This window comes from Tessaracoccus yangjingae (genome assembly GCF_055326235.1).
This window is the reverse complement of sequence record NZ_JBUZNN010000002.1, coordinates 293,428-317,080: the sequence shown is the minus strand read 5'-3', so window position 1 is coordinate 317,080 and position 23,653 is coordinate 293,428. Positions and strand designations below refer to the sequence as shown.

General features: G+C 71.6%; 27 protein-coding genes. 10 read left to right on the top strand and 17 right to left on the bottom strand.

Translation table 11 applies throughout. The features are described 5' to 3' along the window. The first annotated feature begins 62 nt into the window (after positions 1 to 62). On the top strand, positions 63 to 1,262 hold the full coding sequence (locus ACZK5D_RS04360) for a Dyp-type peroxidase (protein ID WP_463664397.1): 1,200 nt from the start codon (positions 63 to 65) through the stop codon (positions 1,260 to 1,262). Then, complete coding sequence (locus ACZK5D_RS04355; RefSeq protein WP_463664396.1) at positions 1,259 to 1,834, top strand: GNAT family N-acetyltransferase; 576 nt, start codon at positions 1,259 to 1,261, stop codon at positions 1,832 to 1,834. Before ACZK5D_RS04360 ends, ACZK5D_RS04355 begins: the two co-directional genes overlap by 4 nt. Here ACZK5D_RS04355 and ACZK5D_RS04350 read toward each other — a convergent pair. Genes ACZK5D_RS04350 through glmS form a run of 3 tightly spaced genes read right to left on the bottom strand, consistent with a single transcriptional unit; the run spans position 1,831 to position 5,420 of the window. Next, the gene (locus ACZK5D_RS04350) at positions 1,831 to 3,216 is read right to left on the bottom strand and encodes an NAD(P)H-hydrate epimerase (RefSeq protein ID WP_463664395.1); all 1,386 of its coding nucleotides are present in this window, start codon (positions 3,214 to 3,216) and stop codon (positions 1,831 to 1,833) included. The genes ACZK5D_RS04355 and ACZK5D_RS04350 overlap by 4 nt on opposite strands. Next, complete coding sequence (locus tag ACZK5D_RS04345; RefSeq protein WP_458996308.1) at positions 3,213 to 3,563, bottom strand: holo-ACP synthase; 351 nt, start codon at positions 3,561 to 3,563, stop codon at positions 3,213 to 3,215. The genes ACZK5D_RS04350 and ACZK5D_RS04345 overlap by 4 nt, the downstream gene beginning before the upstream one ends. A gap of 24 nt (positions 3,564 to 3,587) precedes the next feature. Next, positions 3,588 to 5,420, bottom strand: a complete 1,833-nt coding sequence (glmS, locus tag ACZK5D_RS04340; protein WP_463664394.1) for a glutamine--fructose-6-phosphate transaminase (isomerizing) — start codon at positions 5,418 to 5,420, stop codon at positions 3,588 to 3,590. A gap of 84 nt (positions 5,421 to 5,504) precedes the next feature. Here glmS and coaA point away from each other — a divergent pair, with 84 nt between their 5' ends. Both coaA and ACZK5D_RS04330 read left to right on the top strand, forming a co-directional pair. Next, positions 5,505 to 6,479: a type I pantothenate kinase gene (coaA, locus tag ACZK5D_RS04335; RefSeq protein WP_458996497.1), complete on the top strand. Its 975-nt coding sequence runs from the start codon at positions 5,505 to 5,507 to the stop codon at positions 6,477 to 6,479. A gap of 23 nt (positions 6,480 to 6,502) precedes the next feature. Next, entirely contained in the window at positions 6,503 to 7,942 is a 1,440-nt protein-coding gene (locus ACZK5D_RS04330) for an aminopeptidase P family protein (RefSeq protein WP_463664393.1), read from the top strand. A gap of 3 nt (positions 7,943 to 7,945) precedes the next feature. Here ACZK5D_RS04330 and ACZK5D_RS04325 read toward each other — a convergent pair whose 3' ends face one another. From ACZK5D_RS04325 to ACZK5D_RS04310, 4 genes are read right to left on the bottom strand one after another with little or no spacing between them, the layout of a single operon-like run. Then, positions 7,946 to 8,770 carry an alpha/beta fold hydrolase gene (locus ACZK5D_RS04325; protein WP_463664392.1) on the bottom strand — a complete coding sequence of 275 codons (825 nt, stop codon included), beginning with the start codon at positions 8,768 to 8,770 and terminating at the stop codon, positions 7,946 to 7,948. Positions 8,771 to 8,817: 47 nt separating this feature from the next. After that, positions 8,818 to 9,438 carry an SAM-dependent methyltransferase gene (locus ACZK5D_RS04320; RefSeq protein WP_463664391.1) on the bottom strand — a complete coding sequence of 207 codons (621 nt, stop codon included), beginning with the start codon at positions 9,436 to 9,438 and terminating at the stop codon, positions 8,818 to 8,820. Beyond that, a complete protein-coding gene (locus tag ACZK5D_RS04315; RefSeq protein WP_458996303.1) occupies positions 9,435 to 9,929 on the bottom strand; it encodes a YflT domain-containing protein in 495 nt (164 codons plus the stop codon). Before ACZK5D_RS04315 ends, ACZK5D_RS04320 begins: the two co-directional genes overlap by 4 nt. Beyond that, a complete protein-coding gene (locus ACZK5D_RS04310) occupies positions 9,926 to 10,840 on the bottom strand; it encodes an HpcH/HpaI aldolase/citrate lyase family protein (protein WP_463664390.1) in 915 nt (304 codons plus the stop codon). Before ACZK5D_RS04310 ends, ACZK5D_RS04315 begins: the two co-directional genes overlap by 4 nt. Positions 10,841 to 10,870: 30 nt before the next feature. Between ACZK5D_RS04310 and ACZK5D_RS04305 the strand changes: the two genes are divergently transcribed. From ACZK5D_RS04305 to ACZK5D_RS04290, 4 genes are read left to right on the top strand one after another with little or no spacing between them, the layout of a single operon-like run. After that, complete coding sequence (locus ACZK5D_RS04305) at positions 10,871 to 12,157, top strand: magnesium transporter MgtE N-terminal domain-containing protein (protein WP_463664389.1); 1,287 nt, start codon at positions 10,871 to 10,873, stop codon at positions 12,155 to 12,157. Further along, on the top strand, positions 12,150 to 12,668 hold the full coding sequence (locus ACZK5D_RS04300; RefSeq protein ID WP_463664388.1) for a DUF1003 domain-containing protein: 519 nt from the start codon (positions 12,150 to 12,152) through the stop codon (positions 12,666 to 12,668). Before ACZK5D_RS04305 ends, ACZK5D_RS04300 begins: the two co-directional genes overlap by 8 nt. Further along, a complete protein-coding gene (locus tag ACZK5D_RS04295) occupies positions 12,665 to 13,018 on the top strand; it encodes a hypothetical protein (RefSeq protein WP_463664387.1) in 354 nt (117 codons plus the stop codon). The genes ACZK5D_RS04300 and ACZK5D_RS04295 overlap by 4 nt, the downstream gene beginning before the upstream one ends. 56 nt (positions 13,019 to 13,074) lie before the next feature. Next, on the top strand, positions 13,075 to 14,229 hold the full coding sequence (locus ACZK5D_RS04290; RefSeq protein ID WP_463664537.1) for an Mrp/NBP35 family ATP-binding protein: 1,155 nt from the start codon (positions 13,075 to 13,077) through the stop codon (positions 14,227 to 14,229). A 4-nt stretch (positions 14,230 to 14,233) separates the two neighbouring features. Here ACZK5D_RS04290 and ACZK5D_RS04285 read toward each other — a convergent pair whose 3' ends face one another. The 5 genes from ACZK5D_RS04285 to ACZK5D_RS04265 all read right to left on the bottom strand — a co-directional run bounded on the left by ACZK5D_RS04285 (position 14,234) and on the right by ACZK5D_RS04265 (position 17,925). Next, positions 14,234 to 14,641 (bottom strand): sec-independent translocase, encoded by a 408-nt coding sequence (locus ACZK5D_RS04285; RefSeq protein WP_463664386.1) that lies wholly within the window; start codon positions 14,639 to 14,641, stop codon positions 14,234 to 14,236. Between the two features lie 30 nt (positions 14,642 to 14,671). Beyond that, positions 14,672 to 16,090 (bottom strand): zf-HC2 domain-containing protein, encoded by a 1,419-nt coding sequence (locus ACZK5D_RS04280; RefSeq protein ID WP_463664385.1) that lies wholly within the window; start codon positions 16,088 to 16,090, stop codon positions 14,672 to 14,674. Between the two features lie 5 nt (positions 16,091 to 16,095). Further along, entirely contained in the window at positions 16,096 to 16,677 is a 582-nt protein-coding gene (sigE, locus tag ACZK5D_RS04275; RefSeq protein WP_463664384.1) for an RNA polymerase sigma factor SigE, read from the bottom strand. Between the two features lie 124 nt (positions 16,678 to 16,801). Then, positions 16,802 to 17,704 carry a 4-hydroxy-tetrahydrodipicolinate synthase gene (gene dapA / locus ACZK5D_RS04270; RefSeq protein ID WP_463664383.1) on the bottom strand — a complete coding sequence of 301 codons (903 nt, stop codon included), beginning with the start codon at positions 17,702 to 17,704 and terminating at the stop codon, positions 16,802 to 16,804. Then, entirely contained in the window at positions 17,704 to 17,925 is a 222-nt protein-coding gene (locus tag ACZK5D_RS04265; protein WP_458996294.1) for an acyl-CoA carboxylase biotin carboxyl carrier protein subunit, read from the bottom strand. Before ACZK5D_RS04265 ends, dapA begins: the two co-directional genes overlap by 1 nt. A gap of 33 nt (positions 17,926 to 17,958) precedes the next feature. Here ACZK5D_RS04265 and ACZK5D_RS04260 point away from each other — a divergent pair, with 33 nt between their 5' ends. Beyond that, on the top strand, positions 17,959 to 18,612 hold the full coding sequence (locus ACZK5D_RS04260) for an O-methyltransferase (RefSeq protein ID WP_458996293.1): 654 nt from the start codon (positions 17,959 to 17,961) through the stop codon (positions 18,610 to 18,612). Positions 18,613 to 18,630: 18 nt separating this feature from the next. On the opposite strand, the gene glgC is transcribed toward ACZK5D_RS04260, so the two are convergent. After that, entirely contained in the window at positions 18,631 to 19,857 is a 1,227-nt protein-coding gene (glgC, locus tag ACZK5D_RS04255) for a glucose-1-phosphate adenylyltransferase (protein WP_458996292.1), read from the bottom strand. Between the two features lie 97 nt (positions 19,858 to 19,954). Between glgC and glgA the strand changes: the two genes are divergently transcribed. Further along, positions 19,955 to 21,136 (top strand): glycogen synthase, encoded by a 1,182-nt coding sequence (gene glgA, locus ACZK5D_RS04250; protein ID WP_458996495.1) that lies wholly within the window; start codon positions 19,955 to 19,957, stop codon positions 21,134 to 21,136. 68 nt (positions 21,137 to 21,204) lie between these two features. Here glgA and ACZK5D_RS04245 read toward each other — a convergent pair whose 3' ends face one another. The 4 genes from ACZK5D_RS04245 to dapE form a co-directional block, all read right to left on the bottom strand. Further along, positions 21,205 to 21,372, bottom strand: coding sequence for a DUF3117 domain-containing protein (locus ACZK5D_RS04245; protein ID WP_077342854.1), 168 nt, complete (start codon positions 21,370 to 21,372; stop codon positions 21,205 to 21,207). A 95-nt stretch (positions 21,373 to 21,467) separates the two neighbouring features. Further along, positions 21,468 to 21,845 (bottom strand): hypothetical protein, encoded by a 378-nt coding sequence (locus ACZK5D_RS04240; protein WP_458996291.1) that lies wholly within the window; start codon positions 21,843 to 21,845, stop codon positions 21,468 to 21,470. 3 nt (positions 21,846 to 21,848) lie between these two features. After that, a complete protein-coding gene (locus ACZK5D_RS04235) occupies positions 21,849 to 22,583 on the bottom strand; it encodes an LOG family protein (protein WP_463664382.1) in 735 nt (244 codons plus the stop codon). After that, positions 22,580 to 23,650, bottom strand: coding sequence for a succinyl-diaminopimelate desuccinylase (gene dapE, locus ACZK5D_RS04230; protein ID WP_463664381.1), 1,071 nt, complete (start codon positions 23,648 to 23,650; stop codon positions 22,580 to 22,582). The genes ACZK5D_RS04235 and dapE overlap by 4 nt, the downstream gene beginning before the upstream one ends. Between the last annotated feature and the right edge of the window lie 3 nt (positions 23,651 to 23,653).

The window sequence follows — 23,653 nt, the reverse complement described above, 5'->3', positions numbered from 1 at the left end:
GCCGAATCGAGATACCCCTGGGGGTACCCTCCGGGGGTCTCCGTCGTGGGTAGAATCCCAGCATGTCCAGCCCCCAGGTGAGCCGCCGCGGCGTCTTCGGCTACGCCGGCGCCGCGACCCTCGGCGGGGCGGCGGGCGTGATCGCGGGCCGCGCCTGGGGCGGGGCGGGACCGCAGCCCACCACCGCGGCGGTGTCGGGGCAGACCTATCCGGCCCACGGGGACGTGCAGGCCGGCATCCTCACCCCCAAGCCGGCGGTCGGCGAGCTCGTCGCCTTCGACCTGCTGCCCGGCACGGACCGCGCGGCCCTGGCGCGGCTCATGCGCGTGTGGAGCTCGGACATCGCGGCGCTCATGGCCGGCAGGCCGGCCGCGGGCGACTCCGCGCCGGACCTGGCCCAGGCCGGGGTCTCGCTCACCATCCTGGTGGGCCTCGGGCCCCGGGTCTTCGACCTCGACGGCCTGGCGGCGAGGCGCCCGGCCGGGTTCCAGGAGATCCCGCCCATGGACCACGACAAGCTGGCCACCCGCTGGTCAGGGGGCGACCTCCTCGCCTGGGTCTCCGCGGACGACGCCACCACCGTCGCGCACGCCCTGCGTCGCCTCACCACCGACGCGGCGCCCTTCGCCTCGCGGCGCTGGGCGCAGCCGGGCTCCTGGCGTCCGGTCGACGCCTCCGGAGCCGCCGTGACGGGGCGGAACCTCTTCGGACAGGTGGACGGCACCGGAAACCCCACGGCCGAGGCCGTGGAGGCCGCCGTCTTCTCAGCCGACGGATGGCTCGCCGGGGGCACCCAGCTCGTGGTCAGGCGCATCGAGATGAACCTCGACACGTGGGACGAGGCCACCCGGGACCGCCAGGAGAAGTCGGTGGGCCGTCGCCTCGACACGGGCGCCCCCCTGACCGGCGAGGCCGAGCACGACCCCCCGGACTTCGAGGCCGTCGCCGACGGCGCCCCGGTCATCGCGCAGGAGGCCCACGTCCGCGTGTCCCACCCGGCGCAGAACTCCGGCCGCACCATGCTGCGCCGCGGGCTCAACTACACCCACGACGAGTGGATCGACGGCCAACCCCGCCCCACCTCGGGGCTGATCTTCACGGCCTTCCAGGCCAACATCGCCGAGCAGTTCATCCCCGTGCAGCGCAGGCTTGATCAGGGCGACGCCCTCAACGAGTGGACCACCGCGATCGGGTCGGCCGTCTTCGTCGTGCCGCCCGGCTTCGGCCCGGATTCCTACCTGGCGAAGGGGCTCCTCGAGTGACCGGCATCCTGGTGCGCGCCGCCGCGCCCTCGGAGCTCCCGGCGGCGGCCTCGGCGCTCGCCGACGCCTTCGCCGACGACCCGTCCTTCGCCTTCATCCCGGCCGACCAGCGCGCCAGGCGTGTGCGGGCGTACATGGGCGAGGCTGTCACCCATGGCTGGCTGGTCGAGGTGGCCCTGGACGGAGAGCGCGTGCTCGGCGCCGGCCTGTGGGAGCCGCCAGGCCGCCCCACGCCGTCGGTTGCGGAGACTGCGCGACATGCCCTTGGGATGATCCGTGCGCTGGGCCCCCACTGGCCCGCCGCAGCGCGGATCGACCGGGCGCTCGCGCGCCACCGGCCCCCGGTCCCCCACTGGTTCCTCGGCTACCTCGGCGTGTCCGCGGCGGCGCAGGGCAGGGGCGTGGGGCGGGCACTCCTCGAGCACCGGCTGGCCGCCATCGACGCACCGGTGTACCTCGAGGCCGCGACCGACCGGGCCGCCGCGCTCTACCGGCGCCTAGGCTTCGTCGACCTGGGCCGCTTCTCCGGCAGGCACATGCCCGCCGTGGGGATGTGGCGGCCCGCGCCCTAGCAGACAAGAAGGTCCGCCACGAGGTCCGGCAGCCGCGCGGCCAGCTCGTCCGGGGTGCGTGGGCCCGGCCAGCGGGCCGCGGCCATCGCCTGGATGCTCGCCCCGACGACGCCAGAGCGCCACGCGGGCAGCCCCGCGGCCAGGAGCGCACCGCAGATGCCCGCGAGCACGTCGCCCGAGCCTGCCTGCGCCGTCCACGACGGCCCGGGGACGGCGATCGTCACGCGCCCCGACGGCTCGGCCACGTACTGCGTGGCGCCCTTGAGCAGCACGGCGGCTCCCGTCTGCCGCGACACCTCCCGCACGCACACCAGCGGCTCCGCCTCCACGTGCGACCTGGTGCACCCGAGGATCCGCGCCAGCTCGCCGGCGTGCGGGGTGAGCAGCCAGTTCTCCAGCCGGCCCGCGGGAAGCGAGTAGAGCGCGTCGGCGTCCACGACTGTGGGCACGGCGTGCAGGCCCGCGTTCGCCACGCGGCCCTCCGTGCCCTCGCCGTCGCCCCACCCCGAGCCCACGACCATGGCCTGGGCCCGGCCCTCGCCGATCACGACGCTGGGGAACCGCGAGAGGATCAGTCCGGACGCGACGCGCCCGGTATAGCGCACCATGCCGGCGCCGGCGTGCAGGGCGCCCGAGACCCCGAGGATCGCCGCCCCCTGGTACTGCTCCGAACCGGTGTCGATCATCACCACGCCGCGCGCGTACTTGTCGGAGGCTGCGGTGGGCGCAGGCCACCAGCGCGCGATGTCCGCCTCCTCGGCCTGCCTCAGCTGGCCGGTGGGCACCTCCACGCCGATGTCGACGACGTGGACCCTCCCGCAGCGCGACGCCGCCGGCTCCATCACGTGGCACGGCTTCACGGTGGCGAACGTCACGGTGTGGGCGGCCCTGAAGCTGGGGTGGAGGGCGCCGGAGTCCGCGTCGAGGCCGCTGGGGAGGTCCACCGACAGCACCGGCACCGCCAGGTCCTCGCAGGCGGCGGCGAGCGTGGCCACGGACTCCGGCAGGCCCGGCCTCGAGCCCAGGCCGGTGACGGCGTCGATCACGAGGACGCTCTCGGCGAGGGCGTCCACGGCCTCGACCGCGCCCACCTGGCGGCAGCCGGCGGCCAGCGCGGCCTCGAGGCCGCCCTCGTGCGCGGCGCCCAGCGCCACCCACACGGCGACCTGGCGGTGTTCGGCCAGGAGCGCGGCGGCGTGGAGGCCGTCGCCGCCGTTGTTGCCCGGCCCCGCGACCACCAGCACGGGGCCCTCCTCCGCGACGGCACCGGCCACGCGCGCCACCTCCGCGGCCGCGCGGCCCATCAGGTCGACGCCGGGCTCAGCGTCAAAGACCAGCCGCTCGGCCCCGCGCATCTCGGCCGCGGTGATGACGGTCCTCATGCCTCGCACACCACCATCGCGGTGGCGAAGCCGCCGTCGTGGCTGATCGACAGGTGGATGTGGCGGATCCCGAGGGCCTCCACGCGGGCCGCCACCGAGCCGGTGTTGCGGAACGCCGGGTCACCGTCGTCGTTCTTCACCACCTCGCAGTCCAGCCACCGCATCCCGCCGGGCGACCCGAGGGCCTTCGCGAACGCTTCCTTGGCGGCGAAGCGGGCCGCCTGGGACTCGATGGAGAGCCGCCGCTCCCCCTCGGTGAGCAGCCGCTCGTCGAGGCCGGGGCGGCGCGCCAGCATCTCCCGGAACCGCTCGATGACGCAGAGGTCCGTGCCGATGCCCACGATCATGGCGCCACTCTAGAAGCAGAACGCCTATTCGACGGTGACCGACTTGGCGAGATTTCGCGGCTGGTCCACGTCGTGGCCCTGCACGGTGGCCAGTTCGCACGCGAACAGCTGCAGCGGGATGATCGCGGCCACGGGCTGGAGCAGCGTGGAGAGCTTCGGCAGCTCGATGAACACGGCCGCGGCCGCGCGGGCCTCCTCGTCGTCGGCCTCCGCCAGGACGATGGTCTTCGCGCCCCGCGCGCGCACCTCGGCGATGTTGGACACCACCTTGTCGCGCAGCTGGTCCCGCCCTCGGGGCGGCACCACGACGAACACCGGCAGGCCCTCGCGGATGAGCGCGATGGGGCCGTGCTTGAGCTCGCCCGCGGCGAAGCCCTCAGCGTGGATGTAGGCCAGCTCCTTGAGCTTCAGCGCACCCTCCAGAGCCACCGGGTAGCCCACGTGGCGGCCGAGGAAGAGCACCGACGGCTCGTTGACGAACTCCCGGGCCAGGTCCAGGACCTGCTGCTGGTTGTCCAGCATCCCCTGGATGGCGTCGGGCATCCGTTCCAGCTCCGCGAGCAGCGCGGCGATCTCGTCGCCGTACTTCATGCCGCGCACCTGCGCGAGATACAGCCCGAGCAGGTAGCAGGCCACCAGCTGGGTGGTGAAGCCCTTGGTGGAGGCGACGCCGATCTCCGGGCCGGCGTGGGTGTAGATCACCGCGTCGGACTCCCGCGGGATCGTAGCGCCGTTGGTGTTGCAGATGGCGATGACCTTGGCGCCCTGCTCGCGGGCGTGCCGGATGGCCATCAGCGTGTCCGCGGTCTCACCGGACTGCGAGATGGTCACCACCAGGGTCATCGGATCGATGATCGGGTCGCGGTAGCGGAACTCGGAGGCCACCTCCACCTCGCACGGGATGCGGGTCCAGTGCTCGATGGCGTACTTGGCAACCAAGCCGGCGTAGAAGGCGGTGCCGCAGGCCACGATGACGATCTTGTTGATCCGGCGCAGGATCTCCGGGGAGATGCGGATCTCGTCGAGCACCAGCTCGCCGCGCTCGTTGAGGCGGCCGAGCAGCGTGTCCGCGACGGCGCGGGGCTGCTCGAAGATCTCCTTGCGCATGTACCAGTCGTAGCCCTGCTTCTGGGCGGCCTCGAGGTCCCAGTCGACGTGGAACTCCTTCGTCTCCGCCGGGCCGCCGTCGAAGGTGGTCACGCTCACGCCGTCGCGGGTGAGCTCCACGATCTGGTCCTGCCCCAGCTCGACGGCGTCGCGGGTGTAGGCGATGAAGGCGGCCACGTCCGAGGCCAGGAAGTACTCGCCCTCCCCCACGCCGACCACCAGCGGGGAGTTGCGGCGGGCGGCGACGATCCGCTCGGGGTCCAGCGCGTCGACCGCGACGAGCGTGAACGCACCCTCGAGGCGCCCGACGACGGCGCGCATCGCGTCGAGGATGTCGCGGCCGGCCTCCAGCTCGCGCCGGAGGAGGTGGGCGGCCACCTCGGAGTCGGTCTCCGAGGAGAACTCGACGCCCGGGAGCTCCTCGCGCAGCTGGCGATGGTTCTCGATGATGCCGTTGTGCACGATGGCCACCCGGTCCGCCACGTGGGGGTGCGAGTTCTGGTCCGTGGGCGCGCCATGCGTGGCCCAGCGGGTGTGGCCGATGGCCACCGTGCCGCCCGGGAGCGGACGCTCCCCGATGGCGGCCTCGAGGTTGACGATCTTGCCCGCCTTCTTCCGCCACTCGATTCGACCCGCATCGGGGAGGGCCACGCCCGCCGAGTCATATCCGCGGTACTCGAGCCGGCGCAGGCCGCTCAGCACCACATCGATTCCGTCACGTTCTCCGACATATCCAACGATTCCACACACGCCGGAAACCGTACATGATGAATGAGCACTTCTTGACATCGGCACTCCGGCCACTCCGGTCTGCGCCGGGCGACCCCCCTGCCGCTGTTACGATTGCCGCCGACCAACCCCCACGAAGGAGTGACGGTGACCGGACCGTACGTCGCGCTGGAGCGCCACGCCTGGGCAGCCCTGGCGGACGCCACGCAGATCGACCTCGACGAGGCCACCCTCACCCGGCTGCGCGGCATCGGGGACCCCACCTCCTCGCACGACATCACCGAGGTCTACCGGCCGCTCACCCAGCTCCTCCACCTGTACATGGAGAACACCGGCCGCCTCTACGCCCAGAGCAACGGGTTCCTGGGCCTCGACGTGGCCCGCACCCCCTTCGTCATCGCCGTCGCTGGCTCCGTCGCCGTCGGGAAGTCGACGGTGTCGCGGCTGCTGCAGGAGCTCCTGCGGCGCGCCCCCGGCAGCCCCCGGGTGGACCTCATCACCACCGACGGCTTCCTGTACCCCAACGCGGAGCTCGAGCGTCGCGGCCTGCTGACCCGCAAGGGCTTCCCGGAGTCCTACAACCGCCGCGCCCTGCTGGACTTCGTCGTCGACGTGAAGTCGGGCGCGCCCCGCGTCCTGGCCCCGGTGTACAGCCACCTCAGCTACGACATCCACGCCGACGAGCACATCGTCGTCGAGAGCCCGGACATCCTGATCATCGAGGGCCTCAACGTGCTGCAGCCCGCGCGGGTGGAGGCAGACGGCCATCCCGGCCTGGCGGTCAGCGACTTCTTCGACTTCTCGGTGTTCGTCGACGCGGACGAGGACCATATCCGCCAATGGTTCATCGAGCGGTTCCTGACGCTGCGCCGGACCGCCTTCACCGACGAGCGCAGCTACTTCCGCCGCTACTCGCAGCTCTCCGAGGCCGACGCCACCCGCTTCGGCGAGCAGGTCTGGGAGGAGATCAACGGCCCCAACCTCCGCCAGAACATCGCGCCCACGCGGGACCGGGCCACCGCGATCCTCGTCAAGGGCGAGTCCCACTCGGTGGACTCGATCCTGATCCGGAAGGTCTGAGGCTCCCACGTAGAGTGGGCCGCATGACCAAGGGACGAGACAGCAACGAGAGCCGCCGGGACCCCTACTCCGAGGAGTTCAAGGCCTTCATCGTGAGCGGCTGGGCCCCCTACCCCGATGCGCTCCCCGATCGGCTGCCCGCCGCCGGGCCCGCCGCGAACCGACGGGCCCGGCTGGCCCAGGAGTTCCCGGACGCCATCCTGGTCATCCCGGCGGGCCCGCTCAAGGCCCGCGCCAACGACACCGACTACCGGTTCCGCCCGCACAGCGCCTTCGCGTACTACACGGGCCTGGGCGAGGACCGTGAGCCCGACGCGGCCCTCGTGCTCGACGGGGAGGACGCCACCCTGTTCTTCCGCCCCCGCGCCCCGCGCACGGACCGCGAGTTCTACGCCGACGCCCGCTACGGGGAGATGTGGGTGGGCCGGCGCGACTCGCTCGACGAGATGTCGGCGGCCACCGGCCTGCCCTGCCGCGACATCCGCGAGCTGGAGGATGTCGTCAACCATGCCCCCCGGCCGCTGGCCGTGATCCGCGAGGCAGACCCGTCGGTCACGGAGCTGGTGGACGGTGCCCGAGCCGACGAGGATCCCGCCCGGGACGCGGAGCTGGCCCGGGCCACTTCCGAGGCCCGATTCGTGAAGGACGACTTCGAGGTGGGCGAGCTCCGCCGCGCGTGCGCCGCGACCGCAGTGGGCTTCGAGGCCGTGGCCCGCGAGCTCCCCCGCGCCGTCGAGAACGGCCGCGGCGAGCGCTGGGTGGAGGGCGTCTTCGAGCTGCACGCACGGCACCTGGGCAACGCCGTCGGCTACGACACCATCTCCGCCGGCGGCGATCACGCCAACACCCTGCACTGGATCCGCAACGACGGGGACCTGCGCGACGGGGACCTGCTCCTGCTGGACGCCGGCGTGGAGGTGGACACCCTCTACACCGCGGACGTGACGCGCACGCTGCCGGTCAACGGCCGCTTCACGGGCCCGCAGCGCCGGGTCTACGACGCCGTCCTCGCCGCCCAGACCGCGGGCATCGAGGCCTGCCGCGCTGGGGCCCTCTTCGCCGACGTCCACCGCGCGGCCATCACGGTGCTCGCCGGCTTCTTCGAGGAGCTGGGCATCCTCCCGGTCAGCGCGGCGGAGTCGATCGAGGTCTCCGGCGGGCAGCACCGGCGCTGGATGGTGCACGGCACCAGCCACCACCTGGGCCTGGACGTCCACGACTGCGCCCACGCCCGCGCCGAGACCTACCGGCAGGGCACGCTGCGCGCCGGCATGGTGATCACCGTCGAGCCGGGCGTCTACTTCAAGTCCACGGACCTGCTGGTCCCCGAGGAGTACCGCGGCATCGGGGTGCGCATCGAGGACGACATCCTCATCACCGACGGGGACCCGGTCAACCTGTCCGCGGCCCTGCCCCGCGCGGCCGACGACGTGGAGGCGTGGCTGGCGCAGGCCAGGGCCTGAGCGTCAGTCCGCAGACTCGGAGACCACCTTCGAGGTCTGCCCGCGGGTCAGCAGCCCACGGATGATGTCGGCCACGTCCGCCGGGCGCGCCACCGTCACCTGATGGGCCGCCTCCGGCACCACGTGCAGCTCGCCCCGCTGGACGGTCTCGGCCACCAGCTCCACGTTGGCGATCGGGGTGGAGGTGTCGCGCTCGCCGGCGATCATGACCACGGGCGTGGTGATGTAGGGCAGGTCGTCGCGCACGTCGTGCGCGGCCAGCGCCCGGCACAGCTGGGCGTAGGAGTGGTCGTCGGCCACGGACAGGCCCTCCATGACGACGTCCACGACGGCGGGCTGCTGCGCCCGGAACATCGGGGTGAACCAGCGCTTGGTGGTCTCCTCCACGAGCTGCTGCGTGCCGGTGGCCTCCACCTGTTCCGCGCGCTCCAGCCAACGGGCGGGCTCGCCGACGGTGGCCGCCGAGGCCACCACCACGACGCCGGAGAACGTCTTGTCGTAGTCCCGGGCGAGATGCAGGGCCGTGGCGCCGGAGATGGAGAGCCCCGCGAAGTACACGGGCATCTCAGCGCCCTCCTCCTCGCGGACCTCCGCCGCGACCTTCGCGATGCCCGCCGCCACGGCGTCGAGCGTGGGCTCGTCCGCGTCGTCCCAGACCGCCCCCAGGCCGGTGCCGGGCAGGTCCACGAAGACGACGCGCGCGTCGTCGATCAGGTGCGCGGCCACGCCGGTCCACTGGTGCGCGGCGTTGCCGCCGAGGCTGGGCCCGACGAGCAGCACGCGCTCCGCGGGGGTGCCGGGGTTGTAGGCGGTCCAGTTCAGATCCATCGGAGTTCTCCTTGACGGCGGTGGTGCGGGTAAACCTACCGGAGGCCTCAGGCCCGCAGGCCGAGGACCTGGACAACGGAGGCGAGGCCCTGGTGCGCCATGCCCTCGAAGAGCCGCCGCTCGATCAGGCGGACGTCGGGGCGCCATCCTGCCCACTCATGGGCGGCGTCGGCGCGGGTGAGGAGCAGGTCCGGGTCAGTCGGCCCGCCGCTGCCCAGCCCGGGCTGGGCGGGGGTGAACGCCTCCAGGATGAGGACGGCGCCGGGAGCCGCCTGCCGGGTCACCGTGGCGGCCACGGCGCGGCGCAGTGCCGAGGGCAGATGGGCGAAGATCACCACCACGGCGTCCCAGGGACGCTCCGGATCGGGGTGGTGCACCCAGTCGGCCAGGTCCACCTGCCAGGTCTCGACGGCCACGCCCCGCTCGGCCGCCAGCCGGCGCCCCTTCTCGAGCGCCACGGCCGAGAAGTCGAGGCTGACCACGTCGTGGCCCTGCTCTGCCAGCCATACGCCGTTGCGGCCCTCACCGTCGCACAGGCAGAGGATCCGCGACGCGGGGCGCAGCAGGCGGGACTGACTCTTGAGGAACTCGTTGGGGCGGTAGCCGTAGACGTGGTTGGGGTGCGAGAACAGCTGGTCCCAGTCCTCCGCGGTGACCGGAGCGCTCACTCGAACAGGGCCGCGCGGGCGCCCGGGCGGGCCGCCAGCATGTCGCGGGCCTGCTGCGCCACCTTGTGCTCGGAGAGCACCTCGTAGCTGGTGGCGACGGTGATCCGGGCCGAGTTGAAGTCCCGCTTACCGCCGGTCAGGGTGTGCGCCAGCGCGCGCGCCAGCACCCCGAACACCACGCCCATGGCCAGGCCCACATAGAGCATGGCGAAGTTGCCGTTGCCGACGAACAGCATGAGCATGACGCCCACGAACAGGCCGGTGGTGAGCCCCGACAGGGCCCCCTCCCCGAGCACCGTGGCCCACGTCCGCCGTCCGGTGACGCGCTCCAGCAGCTTGAGGTTGGTCCCCACGATGAGCAGGTTCTGCACGGGGAACTTCTCGTCGGCCAGGAAGTCGACGGCGGCCTGCGCCTCCTCGTACGTGCCGAACTGCGCGATGTGCTGGGGATAGTTCAACTGCATCAGCTTGTTGCTCATCGGCTCCGTCATGTGGTCCTCCGTACGCGGGCCAAGGTGGCCCGTGCCAAGTTTACGCCCGCCTCGTCGACCATCTCCGCGCCGAGCATGACGGCCCCCACCCGGCGCTCGGCCCCCTCGGCGGCGGCCGCGACCATGGCCTCGGCGCGCGCGACGGCCTCCGCCGACGGCGTGAACACCTCCGTCCCCGCCTCGATCTGGTCCGGGTGCAGGACCCACTTCCCGTCGTAGCCGAGGGCGGCCGCCCGACGCGCCGACTCCCGGAACCCCGCCTCGTCGCGCACCGCCGTGTACGGGCCGTCGACCGCCTGCAGCCCCCTGGCCCGGGCGGCGACGAGGATCCGCGCGTAGGCGTGGTGGAGCGGGTCCCCCGGGTAGCCGTCGCCCAGCGCGCCCACCCGCAGGCTCGGCAGGCCGAGCGAGGCCATCAGGTCCCCCGGGCCCACGTGCAGCGCCTCGAGCCTCCGGCTGGCGGCGGCGATGTCCTCGACGCGGGTGAGCGCCGCGGCGTCCTCGATGAGCGCCTCGATGGCGATCCGGCCCACGGGCAGGCCGTGGAGGCGCTCGAGCTGGGTCAGCAGCAGGTCCAGGGCCTCCACCTGGCCGGCCGAGGCTACCTTGGGCAGGACCAGGCTGTGGAGCCGGGCCCCGGCCCCCGCCACCACGTCGATCACGTCGCGGTGGGTCCAGGGGGTCGCCCAGCCGTTGACGCGCACAGACACCGTCGGCGCCCGCCACCGCCGGGCGCGCAGGGCCTCGACGACGGCGGCCCTCGCCCCGTCCTTCGCCGTCACCGCCACGCCGTCCTCAAGGTCGAGGAGCACCTGGTCCACGTCAAGGTCGACGGAGCGGGTGAGGAACCGGTCGCTCGATCCCGGGACGGACAGGACGGTGCGGCGGGCGCGGGCGGGGCGTTGGGTCATCGTCGGGTCCCTTGCGGATAGATTGGCCCTATGGTCGCAAAAGATTCGGCTGTCTTCATCTCGCGCGTCATCGGCCTCCCCCTCGTCGACTCGGCCGGTGACCAGGTGGGGCGCGTCAAGGACGTGGTGTGCTACCTGCGCACGGATGGCCGGGCCCCCAGGGTGAAGGGCTTCGTGGCCGAGTTGTTCGCCCGGGCGAGGATCTTCGTGCCCATGGTCCGCGTCCACGACATCACCCCGAATCAGGTGGCCATCACCGGGCAGGTCGACGCCCGCCGGTTCCAGCGTCGCGAGGCGGAGGTGCTCGTGGCCGGGGACCTGTTCGACCGCAGCATCGAGCGGTCCCGGCCCACCCGGATCCTCGACGTGTCGATGCACATGGTCCGCAACCGGGAGTGGGAGCTGGAGTCGGTCGCCCTGCGCGCCGGCGGCGGCGCCGGCAGGTTCGGCTTCGGCAGCCGCAGCGCACCCCAGCTGGTGTCGTGGCGCGAGATCCCGGACCTGATCCTCACCAGCGGCCGCACGGCCGCCCACCTCATCGCGGAGTTCTCCGAGATGAAGCCCGCGGACGTGGCGCGGGAGCTGCACGACCTGGAGCCGGAGTCGCTGGCCGCCGTGGTCGACGCGCTCGACGACGAGACGCTGGCCGAGGCCATCGAGGAGCTGCCCGAGGACGAGCAGATCGACATCATCTCCGCCCTGGACGCGGAGCGCGCGGCGGACGTGCTGGGCGAGATGGACCCCGACGACGCCGCGGACCTCATCCGCGACCTTCCCACGGACGTGGCGGAGGAGCTCCTGCAGCGGATGGAGCCCGAGGAGTCCGCCGACGTGCGCCGCCTGCTGGTCTACGAGGAGTTCACCGCCGGCGGCATGATGACGCCCGAGCCCATCGTCCTGGACACCGACGCCACGGTGGCGCAGGCGCTGGCGCACGCCCGCGAGGGGTCGCTGACTCCGGCCCTGGCGTCGATGGTGTTCGTCGCCCGCCCGCCCTTGGAGACACCCACCGGACGCTACGTGGGCGCCGCCCACCTGCAGCGCCTTCTGCGCGAGCCCCCCACCACGCTGGTGGCCACCCTGCTGGACCAGGACCTGGAGCCGCTGTCCCCCGCGGACCCTCTGGCCCAGGTCAGCCGCTTCTTCGCCACCTACAACCTCGTCGTGGCGCCGGTGGTCGACGCCCTGGGCCACCTGGTGGGGGCGGTGACCGTTGACGACGTGCTGGACCACATGCTGCCCGACGACTGGCGCGGCGAGCAGATGGACGAGGTCGAGGTCACGGATCTGGCGGGGGCCGAGGTGAGCCATGGCTGAGCGCAACCCGCTGTCCCAGCCGGGGACGCGGAGTTGGTTGCCGAAGGTCTCGGTGGACTCGGAGACCTTCGGCACGTTCGCGGAGAGCTTCGCCCGGTTCATGGGCACCGCCAAGTTCCTCGTCTACATGACGGTGTTCGTCATCGTGTGGGTGACGATCAACCTGGTGGGCCTCTTCGGCCTGAAGTGGGATCCGTACCCGTTCATCCTGCTCAACCTGTTCTTCTCCACCCAGGCCTCCTACTCCGCCCCCCTGATCCTGCTGGCGCAGAACCGGCAGGAGGTCCGCGACAAGCTGAGCCTCGACGAGGACCGCCGCATCGCCGGGCAGTCGCGGGCGGACATGGACTTCCTGGCCCGGGAGATCGCGGCCATCCGCATGCACCTGGGCGAGCTGGCCACGCGCGACTTCGTCCGCGGCGAGCTGCGCTCTGAGCTGCGGGAACTCACAGACCGGCTCGACAGGGCCGCTGCAGACCGCGCCGCCACGGATCAGGAGTCACCGCTGTGAGCGGCGCCGCGCAGCCGCGCGCGGAGGTGCGCTGGTTCGGTGTGGTGCTCTTCGTGGGGCATGTGGCGCTCACCGTGCTGGGCGCGGTCTCCCTGTGGCGCATCGCCGGCGGATGGTGGCTCGGCGCTGTCGCCGCGGGCCTGTTCGCTCTGGGCTATGTGGCCCTGTGGCGCTTCCTCCTGGCCCCCGGGTCCCCCAGCCGCCTCGGCTACCGCGAGCGGTTCACCCTGGCGCTGGTGTCGGGCCCCGTCGTCGTCGTGCTGGGCAGCCTGGCGGGCCTGTGGCTCCCGGCCCTCATGGCCACCAGCGTCGTGATCCTCGGCGACGCCCTCGACGAGCGCTCGGGATAGACCCTCCACCGGTATCCGTAGACTAGGGGCGCCAGAGCCCATCGAAAGTCAAGGACATCGTGACCGAACACCCCCTGCTCCCCCACGTCCGCGCCGCCCTGCACACCGTGGAGGACCCGGAGATCCGACGGCCGATCACCGACCTCGGCATGGTGGACGAGATCCTCGTCTCCGACGACGGCGCCGTGCAGGTCCGCGTGCTGCTGACGGTGTCCGGCTGCCCCATGCGCTCCGAGATCACCACCCGCGTGACGGCGGCCGTGGCCGCGGTCGAGGGCGTGAGCGCGGTGGGCGTGGAGTTGGGCGTCATGAGCGACGAGCAGCGCGAGGCGATGCGCACCATGCTGCGCGGCGGCCAGCAGCAACGCGTGATCCCGTTCTCGCAGCCCGGCAACCTCACGCGCGTGCTGGCCATCGCCTCAGGGAAGGGCGGCGTGGGCAAGTCGTCGGTGACCGTCAACCTTGCGCTGGCCCTGGCCGCGCAGGGACGCTCCGTCGGCATCCTGGACGCCGACATCTACGGCCACTCCATCCCGGACCTGCTCGGCCTGGGGGATGCGCGCCCCACCGTCGTCGACGACATGATCCTGCCGGTCCCCGCCATCGGCGGCCTCAAGGTGATCTCGATCGGCATGCTCAAGCCCTCCCGGGACCAGGTGGTGGCCTGGCGTGGACCCATCCTGGACCGCGCCCTCACCCAGCTCCTGGCAGACGTGTACTGGGGCGACCTCGACTACCTGCTGCTCGACCTGCCTCCCGGCACGGGCGACGTGGCGATGTCGCTGGGCCAGAAGATCCCCACCTCCGAGGTGATCGTGGTCACCACCCCGCAGTCGGCCGCGTCCGAGGTGGCCGAGCGCGCAGGCACCATGGCGCACATCATGGAGCAGCGGGTGCTGGGCGTGGTGGAGAACATGAGCTGGATGGAGACGGTGTGCCCGCACTGCGCCGGGTCCCACAGGCTGGAGCTGTTCGGCTCCGGCGGCGGGGTCCTGGTCGCTGAGGCGCTCACTGACCGCCTGGTCTACGAGGTGCCGCTGCTGGCGCAGATCCCGTTCGACGCGACGCTCCTGGCCGGCGGCGACACGGGCCGCCCGCTGGTGGAGACCCACCCGGAGCATCCGGCCGCACAGGCCATGGTGCGGCTCGCCGACGAGGTGGCCGCGCGGAAGCGGGGCCTGGTCGGCACCCGCCTGCCGCTCTCCACCTGAGCTTTCAGGTGGCCTCGGCGTCGAACGGGGAGCTCTCGATCGGCGCCGGGAGCGCGGTCTTGGCGTTGGCCGCGTCGATGGCCTCGCCGGCCTGCTCCTCCACCTCGCGCGTGGACTGCTTGAGCGACGCCTGGGCGTCCTGAAGCTCGCGCTTGGCCTCGTCGATGAGCGCGACCTCCTCGCGCAGCTGCTTGGCGATGAACGCCTTCGGGTGCAGGTCCCGCAGCTCCAGGTCCGAGTACTCGGGCCCCAGCTCGGTGCGCAGCGTCCCCTTGGCGCTGTTGGCGATGTCGCGCAGGTACACGAAGACCCGTGCGGCCTTCCGCGAATACTCGGGCAGCCTCTCGGGCCCGAACATGACGACGGCCAGCACGAGGATGATGACGAGGTCTATCGCGTCGATGCCGAACACAGGGCTAGGGTACCGTCTCTGGTTCCGGGGTCAGTTCACGCCGGCGAGCCTGGCGAAACCGGCCTTGGCGCGGTCCAGCAGCGACGGGGCCCAGGCCTCCTCGCCTGGCAGCTCGCGGGCGATGGCGGCGAGAAGCTCGGGAGTGCCGTTCGTGGCCACCGACACCACCGCAGGGCCGGACTGCCACACGCTCACGGTGGGGAGCCCCGCGGCGCTGTCGGTGCGCGAGGTGACGTCGTCGCCGAGGACGCCCTGGGCCCAGCCCACCACGGCCGTCTCGATCCCGTCCGAGTAGACCAGGTTCATCGACGTGGCGCCGTCGCGCTCGGACGAGGAGTAGGCCACCAGCGGCAGGCCGCCCATCTCCTGCGGACAGGCCGGCAGGCCCACGCACCACCCCGAGGTCCCGCTCGAGGTGGCCGGCTGCAGTGCGATCAGCTGGGTGAACGCGTCCTCGCGGAACTGGGCGGTGCCCAGGGTGAGCTGCGTGTAGCCGACGGCGATCACCACCTCGCCCGCGGTGTCGTAGCGTTCGGCCCACAGCAGCAGGCCGTCGGCCGCGTCGATCCACCAGCTGGCCACGGGGCCGTTGTCGTCGGAGGCCACGAGGCGGACCGCTGCCCGGCCCGCGACCTGCTCGGGGAGGTGACCCTGCGTGAAGCTCCACCTGCTCGGCGCGGCGACGGGGCGGGCCGCGAACTCGGGGAGGAAGCTCGAGCTGAACCGGTCCCCGCGGGCGTCCATCACCTCGAGCTGCGCGCCCTGCCCCTCCACCTTGGTGGTCCGCACATCCGCCGTGTGGAAGGCTCCCTCACCGTCGGAGACCCATACCCGCTGGATCCCGGTGAGCGTCCGGTCCGACTCGGTGGAGGCGCGGAGCAGGTCCGCCGCCGCCTCGGTGCTGATCACGGTTCCACCGTGCGGGGAGGCGCGCCGTTCGTAGCCCACGGACTCGCCGAAGTCCGCGCCCCGCTCGTACGCCAGGAGCACCGCCCCCACCGCCTCGGTGGCGTTGATGGCCGAGCTGGACATGGAGTACTGCATGCGCGAGGACTTGACCGGGTCGGTGAGCCGCGCCGGCTCGGGGGCGATGAGCACCGCGAGCACGACGGCGGAGACCATCACGGCCAGCAGCGCCGCCCCGGACCGGGCCGCCACGCGCGCCCGACGGCGGCGCGCGGAGGGGAGGTCCCCCGGACCCGAGGCCATGTAGAGCGGGGCCTCGGCGTGCTCGCCCGCGATCGACTCCAGCTTGGCGGTCAGCGACTCCGGGGCCGAGGACCTGCTGCAGCTGCTGAGCGTGGTGCACACCTTGGAGATGGCCGCCACGTCGTCGCGGCAGCTCTGGCAGCCCGCGAGGTGGTAGCTGACCTGCTCCCAGCGCCGGGGCGGGAGCGTTCCGTCGGCGAAGGCCGACAGGTCCGGGCGGAAGCGTTCACAGTGGCGCACGGGGCTCAGGAGACTCCGAGGTACCTGCTGCGGCCTTCGCTGGGGGCGCGGTGGGCGAGGGAGTCACGCAGCGCCGCACGCCCCCGGGCGATGCGGCTGCGGACGGTGCCGAGCTTGATGTCGAGCACCTTGGCGATCTCCTCGTAGCTCATGCCCTCGATGTCACAGAGCACGACGGCCACGCGCTGCTCCGGGCTGAGCGAGCGCAGCGCCTCGGACACGTCGGCGTCCAGCTCGGAATCGTCGCGCAACTCGGCCGGGCCCGTGGCCGCGCCCCACACATGCTCGGGCGCCACGCTGAGGGCGTCCATCTTGATGCGCTGGCGGCGGCGCGCCTGGTCAAGGAACAGGTTGGTGGTGATGCGGTGCAGCCACCCCTCGAGGGTGCCCGGCTGGAACGTGTGGATGGACTTGAACACCCGGACGAAGACGTCCTGCGTCAGGTCCTCTGCGTCGTACTGGTTTCCCGTGAGCCGGTAGGCCAGGCGGTACACCTGCGCCGAATGGTCCCGCACGAGCTCCTGCCAGGTGGGCGCGATCCACTGGGGCTCCTGGCCGGCCTTGGCCGCCTTGGTGCCTCTGAACATCGAACGCCTTTCCATGGGACAAGCATCGCAGGTCAACCTGTGGGCAACCTGTGAGTCGGTCGTGCGGCCGACTCTTTCAGAGTCAACGTGCGGGAGAGCCGGTTTGTTCCCCAGGTGTGTTGGCCTACGCCTCGAAGCCGAGATCCGTCAGGAGAGTGAGGTAGCGCTGCAGCACGTCGTCCGCGACGCGCCCCATCGGAGCGCGGCAGGGGCCCGCGTCGAAGCCCCGCGCCTCCAGTGCGGCCTTGACCATCATGCAGCCCTGCGTGGCGAAGACGCCCTGGAACGCGGGGAGCGCGTTCCGGTTGGCCTGGATGGCCTCGTCGACCCGCCCCGCCAGGAAGTGCTCGATGATCTCGCGCATGGCCGGTGCGGTGAAGTGCGACGACGTGCCCACCACGCCCGCGCCGCCCACGGAGAGCAGCGGCAGCAGGAACGCGTCGTCGCCGGCGTAGTAGGCGAGGTTGGTGCGCGACAGCACCGTCGACGACGACACCACGTTGCCCTTGGCGTCCTTCACGGCGCGGATGCGCGGGTGGGCGTCCAGCCGGATCAGCATGTCCTCCGGGATGGGGATGCCGGCGCGGTGCGGGATGTCGTAGAGCATGACGGGCAGGTCCGTCGAGTCCGCCACCGCGACGAAGTGCGCCTCGAGCGCGTCCGCCGGGGGCCGGGAGTAGTACGGCGTGACCACGAGCAGGCCGTCGACGCCGACGGACGCGGCCTGTTCGGCCAGCTCGATGGAGTGGGCGGTGGAGAAGGTCCCCACGCCCGCGATGACGCTGGCGCGGTCCCCCACTGCGGTGACGACGGCGTCCAGCACCGCGCGCTTCTCCTTGTCCGTGGTGGTGGGCGACTCCCCGGTCGTCCCGTTCACCACGAGGCCGTCGTTGCCGAGGTCGTCGACGAGGTGCGCGGCCAGGCGCGCGACCTGCGCGTAGTCCACCTCCGAGCCGTCCGCCGTGAAGGGGGTCACCATCGCGGTCAGGACGCGCCCGAAGACGGGCTGCATGTCGTCGTCTGTCATCAGTCCTCCGCGATGATCACGAGCGGGTCGTCCTCGTGGACGGCGTCTCCCACCGCGACGACGACCTCTGTGACGGTCCCGGACACCCCGGCAAGCACCGGGATCTCCATCTTCAGGGTTTCGAGCATGACGACCGCGTCCTCGGCCTGCACCTTCTGCCCTGCCTCGACCGAGACCGAGAGGACAGTGGCGGCGACCTCCGCGTTGACGACGTGACTCATGCGCGTCATCCTACTGGCCACTAGGCTGAGCGTGTGAACACGCCTGCCAGCCACCCCGAACCGCCCACCGCCGCCAGCTGGGAGTACGCGGAGGACCACGTGCCGCCCACCGCGGAGATCTCCGAGGCCAGGGACGAGGCCACCATCGCCGGGCTGGTGCCGGTGTCGCAGGGCGTCCTCGCCACGCTGCGGGTGCTCACCCGGGCCATCGACGCGCGCGCCGTCGTCGAGATCGGCACCGTGATGGGGGGCTCGGGGCTCGCCTTCCTCAGCGCCATGGGCCCCGACGGGGTGCTGACGTCCATCGACGTGGAGGCCGACAACCAGCTTCCCGCGCGCAAGTTCTTCAACGCCGCGGGCTTCTCGTCGTCGCGGTTCCGGCTCATCGCCGGCTCGCCCATCGAGATCATGCCGAAGCTGCGCGACGGCGCCTACGACGTGGTGTTCATCAACGGGGACAAGCTGGAGTACGTGGAGTACGTGGCCGGGGCGCTGCGGCTGCTGCGCCACGGCGGGATGCTCATCGTCAACGACGCGCTGTGGCACAACGAGGTGGCAGACGAGGACAACGAGTCCGACGAGTCGATCATCATCCGTGAGGCCCTGGACGCGGTGACGGCCAGCGAGTCCTACACGCAGACCCTGCTGGCCGTCGGCAACGGCCTCCTGGTGGCGGTCAAGGACTGACCAGGAGGCCCCCCGCTCTCAGTCCCGGGGGACCACCACGTCCTTGCCGACCACGGTGATCCCGGTGTCGGAGACCGCCAGCCCGCGGGCGCGGTCGTGGTCCTGGTCGACGCCGATCTGAACACCGTCGGGCACCACGGCGTGCTTGTCCAGGATGGCCCGGCGCACCACGGCGTTCTTGCCGATCTGCACCGAGTCCATCAACACGGACTCCGAGACCTGGGCCCACTTGTCCACCTTGACGTTGGGGCTCAGCACCGTGCGGTCCACCTCGCCGCCGGAGATGATGCAGCCGGCGTTGACGATCGAGTCCTCGGCGCGGCCCCGGATCACGAACTTGGCACCCGGCGCCTGGACCTGATCCGTCCAGATGGGCCAGTCGTAGTTGTACAGGTTGAACTCGGGCTCCACGCTCACGAGGTCCATGTGGGCCTCGTGGAACGCGTCGATGGTCCCCACGTCCCGCCAGTAGTTGATGTCCTTCTCGGTGGCGCCCGGCACCACGTTGTCCTTGAAGTCGTAGACCTGGGACTGGCCCTGGGCCGTGAACCAGGGGATGATGTCGCCGCCCATGTCGTGGCGCGCCGTCGGGTCCTCAGCGTCGGCGCGCAGCGCCTCGACTAGGGCCGAGCGGGTGAACACGTAGTTGCCCATGGACGCGAACGACTCGTCCGGCGAGTCTGGAAGCCCGGGAGGATCGGCGGGCTTCTCGAGGAAGCTCTTGATCTTCTTGTCCGCCGCCGCGTCGATGATGCCGAAGGCCGACGCCTCGCTGCGCGGCACCCGGATGCCCGCGACGGTGGCGGAGAGCCCCGAGTCGATGTGGGCGTCGATCATCTGCCCGATGTCCATGCGGTAGATGTTGTCCGCGCCGAACACCACGACGTAGTCAGGATCGTCGTCCCTGATCAGGTTGAGCGACTGGTAGATGGCGTCCGCGCTGCCCTGGTACCACCGGGGTCCGAGCCGCTGCTGCGCCGGCACCGGGGCCACGTAGTTGCCGAGCATCGTCGAGAACCGCCAGGTCTTCGAGATGTGGCGGTCCAGCGAGTGCGACTTGTACTGCGTCAGCACCGCGATCTGCCGAAGGTTGGAGTTGGCGAGGTTCGAGAGGACGAAGTCGATGAGCCGGTAGGTGCCCCCGAAGGGCACGGCCGGCTTGGCCCGGTCCGCAGTGAGCGGCATCAGCCGCTTACCCTCGCCGCCGGCAAGGACTATGGACAGGACTTTGGGACGAGCAGCCATGGCTTGAACCTATTGCCAAACCGAGGTCGCCGACAAGGAAATCCACCAAATGACCACCACGTGTCGCAACCTGGTGTGACACGATGCGGTCATGACCATGAAGCTGTCCCTCCTGACCCGCGAATATCCCCCGACGATCTACGGCGGAGCCGGCGTCCACGTGGCCCAACTGGTGCCCCAGCTGCGCAAGCTGATCGACGTCGAGGTGCACTGCATGGGCGAGCCGCGCGACGGCGCGACGGCGCACGCCGAGGACTTCCCGCCCGGCGCCAACGCGGCGCTGCGCGTGCTGGGTGCCGACCTGTCGATGGCGGCCGCCATCGGCGAGGTGGACATCATCCACTCCCACACGTGGTACGCCAACATGGCCGGCCACCTCGGCGGCCTGATGCGTGACATCCCGCACGTGGTGACGTCGCACTCGCTCGAGCCGCACCGCCCCTGGAAGGCCGAGCAGCTCGGCGGCGGGTACCGCGTCTCGTCCTGGGCGGAGAAGACCGCCTACGAGGCGGCCGACGCCGTGATCTCGGTCAGCGAGGGCATGCGCCGCGACGTGCTCGAGAGCTACCCCGCCCTGGACCCGGCCAAGGTGCACGTGGTGAAGAACGGCATCGACCCCGAGGAGTTCAAGCCTGACCGCGCCACCGACGTGGTGACCGGCCTGGGCGTGGATCCGGCCCGGCCCTCGGTGGTGTTCGTCGGCAGGATCACCCGCCAGAAGGGCCTCGTACATCTCGTCCGCGCGGCGGCCGAGTTCGACCCGGACACACAGGTCGTGCTGCTGGCCGGCGCCCCGGACACCCCCGAGATCGCGGCGGAGTTCGAGGGCGCGTTCGCGGCCCTGCAGGCTCAGCGCAGCGCCCCCGTCATCTGGGTGCAGGAGATGCTCCCCCGCGCGTCGGTGCGGCAGGTGCTCACCCACGCCACCGTGTTCGCCTGCCCGTCGGTCTACGAGCCGCTGGGCATCGTCAACCTGGAGGCGATGGCCTGCGAGACCCCCGTGGTGGCCAGCGCCGTCGGCGGGATCCCCGAGGTGGTCAACGACGGCGAGACCGGCCTGCTGGTGGCCTACGACCCCGCGCAGGCCGGCGATCCCGCGTTCGTCAGGGCGTTCGAGTCGGACTTCGCCGAGAAGGTCAACAGGCTGACCCGGGACCCCCAGCTCGCCGAACGCTTCGGCCTCGCCGGGCGGCAGCGCTGCATCGACGAGTTCTCCTGGGCCAAGATCGCGCAGGAGACCGTGGCGGTCTACGAGAGGGCCATCGGCGCCCGCGGGTGATCACGGACGAAAGAGGAGGGCCGCCCCGGTGGGGCGGCCCTCCTCTTTCACGTGGTGCGCTGGTGGATTCAGCCGACGACGCCCTTGAGGGCGTTCAGCAGGTCTGTGGCCTCGGTTGCATTCATCTCGACGACGAGGCGTCCGCCCCCGTCGACGGGGACGCGCATCACGATGCCGCGTCCCTCCTTCGTGACCTCCATCGGGCCGTCGCCCGTGCGGGGCTTCATCGCTGCCATCTGCCACCCTCATTCTCTGTGCTCGAACTGTGGACTGGCCCTATTATTCCGCATCGCACCAAGCAGTTGCCCGCATGGGTGCGAATCGGCGCCGATCAGAGCGGGCTTGACAACTCCTCGGGCGGGGCCTCCGCGGCCTTGGGGCGCTCGTACCCGGGCCGGAGCAGCAGCTCGTCGACCACCTGCATGTCATACCCGCGCCGCACCACGTCGAACAGCGTCTCCGACGGCGGCGCGGCCTCCCCGTCCGCCACCGCCGCCAGATACCGGTCAACCTGGTCTCGGGCATAGCCACTCCACGCCGTCGGAAGCACGGCCCGGGCGAGGAACTCGCGGGTGACGGGGCCCTCGGGCACCCGCCCGCGAGGGCGGTCGATCACCGGATCCGCGGGCATCTCCCCCAGCCTGCCCATCCCGGCGAAGGCGGCCAGGCCCAACACCACGATGGCGACGGCGACGATGGCGATCCACATGGCTCAGCTCTCGAACTGGCCTGGGAGGCCCATGGCGTCCAGCGCCTCGTCGACGTCGTCGGTGACCGTGACCAGGCTCAGGTCCGCCTTGGAGATGAAGTTGTGCTCGGCCATGGTGTCGCGCACCCAGTCCATGAGCGGGCCCCAGTGGTGGGCGCCGAACAGCACCATCGGGAAGTTCTTCACCTTGCCCGTCTGGATCAGCGTGAGCGCCTCGAAGAGTTCGTCGAGCGTCCCGAACCCGCCCGGCATGGTGATGAAGCCCTGGCTGTACTTGAGGAACATCGTCTTGCGGGCGAAGAAGTAGCGGAAGTTGACGCCCAGCGAGATGTGCTCGTTCATGCCCTGCTCGTGCGGCAGCTCGATGCCGAGGCCCACCGACAGGCCGCCCGCCTCGGTGGCCCCCTTGTTCGCGGCCTCCATGATGCCTGGGCCGCCGCCGGTGATCACCGCGAACCCGCGGTGCACCAATCCCCGCCCCAGCTCGACGGCCGCCTCGTACATCGGGTGGTCCGACGGCGTCCGGGCGGAGCCGAAGACGCTCACGGCCGGCGGGAGTTCCTTGAGCGCGTCGAACCCCTCGACGAACTCCGACTGGATCCTCAGGACGCGCCAGGGATCCAGATGGCTCCACGGCCGGCGGGTGTGCTGCAGTAGCGCCTCGTCGGCCATCGGCTGGCGGGTGCGTTCCGCGCCGCCGAGCTCGACGGCGCCGGCGCGCCGCTTGGGTTGGGTCACGAGGTGGCTCCTTCGGGGGTCAGCCAGCGACGGAGGCCGGCGGCGCACTTGTCGAGGTCCGAGACGCGACAGTACTCGTCGTCGCGGTGGGCCACGGAGGGGTCTCCGGGGCCGTAGTTGACGGCGGGGATCCCCAGCTCGCTGAAGCGGGCCACGTCGGTCCAGCCGTACTTCGGCCTGGCGGGCTCGCCGATGGCGGCCACGAACTGCTCCGCCGCGGGGCGGTCGAGGCCGGGACGGGCCGCCGGCGACGCGTCCGCCACCACGAGGTCGTGGCCGGGGAACCATCCGCGCAGCCTGTCGAGCGCCTGGTCGACGGACTTGTCCGGGGCGAAGCGGTAGTTGATCTGCATCGTCGCCGACGGGGGGATGACGTTGCCCGCCATGCCCCCGCTGATCGCGACGGCGTTGAGCCCCTCGCGGTAGACCAGCCCCTCCACCTCGATCTCCTCGGACCGGTAGTCCGCGAGCGTGGCGAGCACGGGAGCGAGGTCGTGGACGGCGTTGTGACCCATCCAGGCGCGCGCGCTGTGGGCGGCGGTGCCGGTGGTGGTGAGGTCGATGCGGATGGTCCCCTGGCAGCCGCCCTCGATCTGCGCGTTGGTGGGCTCCATGAGCACGGCGAAGTCCGCCACGACCAGGTCCGGCCTGTTCCGGGAGAGCCTGCCCAGCCCGTTGGCGGCGGCCTCCACCTCCTCGTGGTCGTAGAAGATCCACGTGATGTCGCGGGTGGGCGCGGACATCTCGGCGGCGAGGGTGAGCATCACCGCGACACCGCCCTTCATGTCGCTGGCCCCGCGCCCCCAGACGACGTCGCCGTCCGGGCGGCCGATCAGGCGTGAGGGCAGGTTGCCCGCCACGGGGACGGTGTCGAGATGGCCGGCGATGACCACCCGCTCGGCGCGACCCAGGGTGGTGCGGGCGACCACGCAGTCCCCGTCGCGGTGGAGCTCGAGGTGCGGCCGCCCCGCGAGCATGGACTCCACCAGGTCCGCCAGCGCGCGCTCATTGCCCGAGACCGACTCGATGTCCATGATCTCCTGCATCAACCGCGCCAACCCGCTCATGCC